2 protein-coding genes are annotated in these 4680 nt (G+C 30.8%); both read left to right on the plus strand.

Annotated elements, in window-relative coordinates; translation table 11 throughout:
- Positions 1–101 precede the first annotated feature (101 nt).
- Positions 102–1967: a sulfatase gene (locus ABJG40_RS06660; protein WP_348023799.1), complete on the plus strand. Its 1866-nt coding sequence runs from the start codon at positions 102–104 to the stop codon at positions 1965–1967.
- Between the two features lie 231 nt (positions 1968–2198).
- The coding region (locus tag ABJG40_RS06665) for a sulfatase (RefSeq protein WP_348023800.1) at positions 2199–4680 on the plus strand (2482 nt) is incomplete at its 3' end.

The following is a 4680-nucleotide window of genomic DNA, read 5'->3' on the forward strand; positions in this document are numbered from 1 at the left end:
AAAAAATAAGAAGAAGAAAAAGCACTAATCTGTTTCACAAAAATAAATTCTTATCCTTTTTTTAATGCTTAAAATATATTTACTAAAATTATCTAAACAAAATGTATAAAACAATTCTTTTTTCATTTCTATTTTATCTGAATGCAAATGTTGCATATAGTTATCAATCACCAACAGAAACAGGTAATGACAGACCCAAAAAACCAAATGTATTGTTAATAGTTACCGATGATTTAGGTTGGCAAGATGTAAAATGTTACGATATTGACCAACCATCTCCTTACGAAACTCCAAACATTGATAGATTGGCTAAAGAGGGTGTTCTTTTTTGGCAAGCGTATTCTCCTGCACCAACTTGTTCCCCTTCTAGAGGAGCTATATTATCGGGTAAACATCCTGTTCGTATAGAAAGAACAAACGTAAGAGGTGGGCATCCACCACTGCCTTTTAATCATGGTTCTACTTTGATAAGTCCATGGATGAGAGGCGCTTTAGACACTTCTGAAATTACGATTGCTGAATCCCTTAAATCAAATGGTTACAAAACTGGGCATAGTGGTAAATGGCATGTTGGTATTGCTGTAACAGACTATCCTGAGCCTAAAGATCAAGGTTTTGATTATTCTAAACATGGATTTGGATCTCATAAAAGAATGAAAGACCGTACAAAAGGATTTGCTACTACAGATAAATCTGACCCATTTTACTTAGATGAAGAAGGATTTCCGTTTGATGATATTACTCAAGATGGTATTAATTTTATGGATACATATAAAAAAGATCCATTCTTTCTTTACTACTGTTCACGTTTAGTACATACTCCTATTCATACAAGAAGTGAAGCTTTATTACGTAAATATTATGAAAAATTAGGAATTACATATCCTAGAAAAAGTGATGTTTGGGACGAAGAAGGGCAAAGAAATGCATATTATGCTGCTATGGTAGAAACAATAGATCATTATACAGGTTTATTGATTAAATATCTTAAACAAACTGAAGATCCTAGATGGCCAGGACATATGTTGATTGAAAATACATATATTATTTTTACATCTGATAATGGTGGTATGGAAAGACATACAAAAGAAATCATTACTGATAATTACCCGTTAGATAAAGGAAAGATAAATGCAAAAGAAGGTGGTGTAAGAGTACCTCTAATTATAACAGGACCCAACATTTCTTCTAACACACAATCTAATGTAGTGGTAAATGGTATCGATTTTTACCCAACAATACTTAGTTGGACAGGTGCAAAAAAACAAAAAAATCAAATTTTAGATGGTTCTGACTTATCTGTTTTATTAGATAAAGACCCAACTGATAAAAAATTAATTATAGACCCTGAAACTGGAAAACCAAGAAATACAATGATGTGGCACTATCCAAACAGTTCTATGCAGTCTACTTTACGAATTGATGGTTATAAATTGGTACGTAATTATACGGATACTAAAGAAAAAACATCTTTAGCATTGTATCAACTTTATGACAAAGATTCAAAACGTGTAGATATTGAGGAGTCTAAAAACCTTGCAGCTATTATGCCTAAAAAAGCAAAAGAAATGGATCGTCTTTTAGAAAAAAGATTAGAAAAATTAAATGCAAGATATCCATTTTTAAATCCTACAAGTAAAGCTAACCTACCTAACAAAACTGAAGTTCCTACTGTTATTGATCATGGTGTAGATGGAAAAAAAGTTTGGTTAAAATATAAAAACAACGGGGCTAAAGTTGTAAAAGCTGAATTAATTTATACTAAAAATGGAGGTATAAAAGGTGAAATTTGGTTTCCGATTACAATGAAACTTACAAAAGATGAGGTGTGTGTAACATTACCAAAAGGCACTACACATTATGTTTTTAATTTAGTAGATGAAAACAATTATCTTATTGGCTATCCAGATGCTGGTTACCAAAAAACCACAAAAATATTTGCAACAAAAGCAATTGCCGTGAAATAATTAATAATAGTTAACACTGAAAAACATCATAAAATTAATCTTTATGGTGTTTTTTTTTGATCTTAAAATATATATTTTACTGATTCTATTTTCAGAAATTAAGCTTTATATTTTTTATAAAATACGTTAAATAGTATATAATCACATGAAAAGAGTAATTGGTTGATTGTTTACAGCATCAAAAAAAAAGTGCAATTAGCTAATTTTGTATAAATAATAACAACACAAATAATGAAATATTTTTTTTCCTATCTCTTTTTATGTTTGTCAATATTATCTATTAAGGGACAAGATACTAGACCAAACATTATCATTTTTTATGTAGATGATTTAGGTTGGCAGGATACAAATTTGAATAACTTAGGTGAACCTGCTCCTTGGGAAACACCAAATATGGACAAATTAGCTAAACTAGGGGCTAAGTTCTCACAAGCATATTCTCCAATGCCTACTTGTGCTCCATCAAGAGCAGCAATGTTGAGTGGTAGAAATGCTCTTAAAACAAAATTAACTCAAGTTTCTGGAGGAGAAATACCTGGTTTATCAAAAAATAAACTTGACAATAAATTGATTAGTCCTTTTACTCCTTTAAGAATGCAAGATGAAGAATACACCATTGCAGAAGCTTTAAAAGATGCAGGTTATAACACAGGTCATGTAGGTAAATGGCATATAGCTGGAGCTAATGGATTTCCAGAAGCAAAAGATCAAGGTTTTAAAACTCAGTTTACAGATAGAGGTGTACACAGAGGTATGAATGATAGATATACACTTTCAGAATTTGGAGTAAACAATAGTAAATATGCATTAGATGAAGATGGTGTGCCTTTTGATGGTGTTACAGATGCAGCTGAAAAATTTTTAGAAAATAGTGTAGCTGAAGGAGTAAATGGAGACCCATTTTTCTTATATATGGCAACATGGTTGGTTCACACTCCAATTCAAACTAGAGATTTAGCATTATTACAAAAAATATCTGAAAGATTAGTTGGTCGTGGAGAATTATCTGCAGAAGATCTTGAAAATGGAATACCTACCATTAAAACACCTTTAACAGCAGCAGGAGATCATAATCCATTTTATGGAGCAATGGTAGAAACAGTTGATTGGAGTTTAGGTAAAATAATTGATTATTTAGAAGCAACAGATGATCCAAGAAATCTAGGGAAAAAATTATTTGAAACAACTTATATTATTTTTTCATCAGATAACGGAGCTTCAGAGCAAAACAATGTTGATTTTGAAGATGCATCAGGAAATGTATCTAAACAAGTAGAAGTTGTAACTGACAATTTCCCTTTAGATAAAGGAAAAACAAGTTCTAAAGAAGGAGGAACAAGAGTTCCTTTAATTATATCTGGACCAACCGTTATTCCAAATAAAGAATATAGTAATGTTGTTAATGGTATAGATTTTTATCCTACAATTTTATCAGTAACAGGAACAACTGTTACAGATGCTATATTTAATGATTTAGATGGAGTTGATTTAAATCCTTTATTAAGTGGACAATCTACAACAGTAAATAAAGCTGATGGTACTGAAAGAACAGATATGTTTTTCCATTACGCCAATGCTGATGATGAAAAATCGAAATCTACAATTAGAAGAGGTGATTATAAATTATATAAAAAATACATAGACGGTTCTTATGAGGCGTATCAACTATATAATGGAGATGTTCTTGTTGATATTGAGGAGAAAAATAATGTTATAGAAACAATGCCTATAGATATAAAAGAAAGTATGATTGCTGCATTGGATACTTATCTAAAAGATAATAATGCTAAATTCCCAATGTGGAATCCTGATGAAGCTGCAGGTTTACCAAATAGAGTATTTGTTCCTTCAGTAACTTCTACAGTATATAATCAAGATAATAAAGTTGTAACAGCAAATATTTCTACTGAGGCGAATCAAGTTGGTATTTCTAAAGCATATTTACTGTATGTAGAAGATGGAGAAAAAGAAGAATGGCATGAATCAAATACGGCAGCAACTATATCAGGTAATGTAATAACGGCTAATGTTCCTGAAACAGCTACTAAAGTTGTATTTTATATGGTTGATGAAAATGGATTTTTTGTAAAGTCTGAAGAAGTTGAAGTAGTTAATGTAACTACCATTAGTCTTAACGATACAGATACAGAACAAAATTTTAATCCTACTGATGTTTTTTATGAAACTGTAGGAGAGATATCTGTAAAGGATAATTATTTACAAGCAACAAATACTAACGGAGGACAAGGTGCTAAGTTTTATGTAAAAAGTACAAATAACACAACAATTGTCTGTAATAAAATTACTTTTGGTGTTCGTTCAAAGGCAAATGACACTTCTAAATTTGATGTTACTATTGGCGAGGAAACTCAAAGCTTTAGTTATACAAGTTCTAGAGATGCTGATGACGTTGTATTTGAATTTTCTGGTCCAGTATCATTTACAAGTACGTCTCAAGAAATTAAATTTTTGACTACAGCATTAGCCAATTCTGTAGATGGTGTAACACCAAGATTTAGATTGTATGACATTACGTTTCATGTCTCTGAAGTCTTAGGAGTTAATGATGTAAAAGATGATACCATTGATCTTAATCTATACCCAAACCCTGTAAAAAACACTTTTAGTCTTACAAAAGAAGTAGCATCTGGTATTTTGTATAATTTACTAGGTGCAAAAACACACGAATTTAAAAATCAATATAAAAATATAG

Origin of the sequence: Polaribacter sp. (genome assembly GCF_039939415.1) — a bacterium.
Taxonomy (GTDB): Bacteria; Bacteroidota; Bacteroidia; order Flavobacteriales; family Flavobacteriaceae; genus Polaribacter.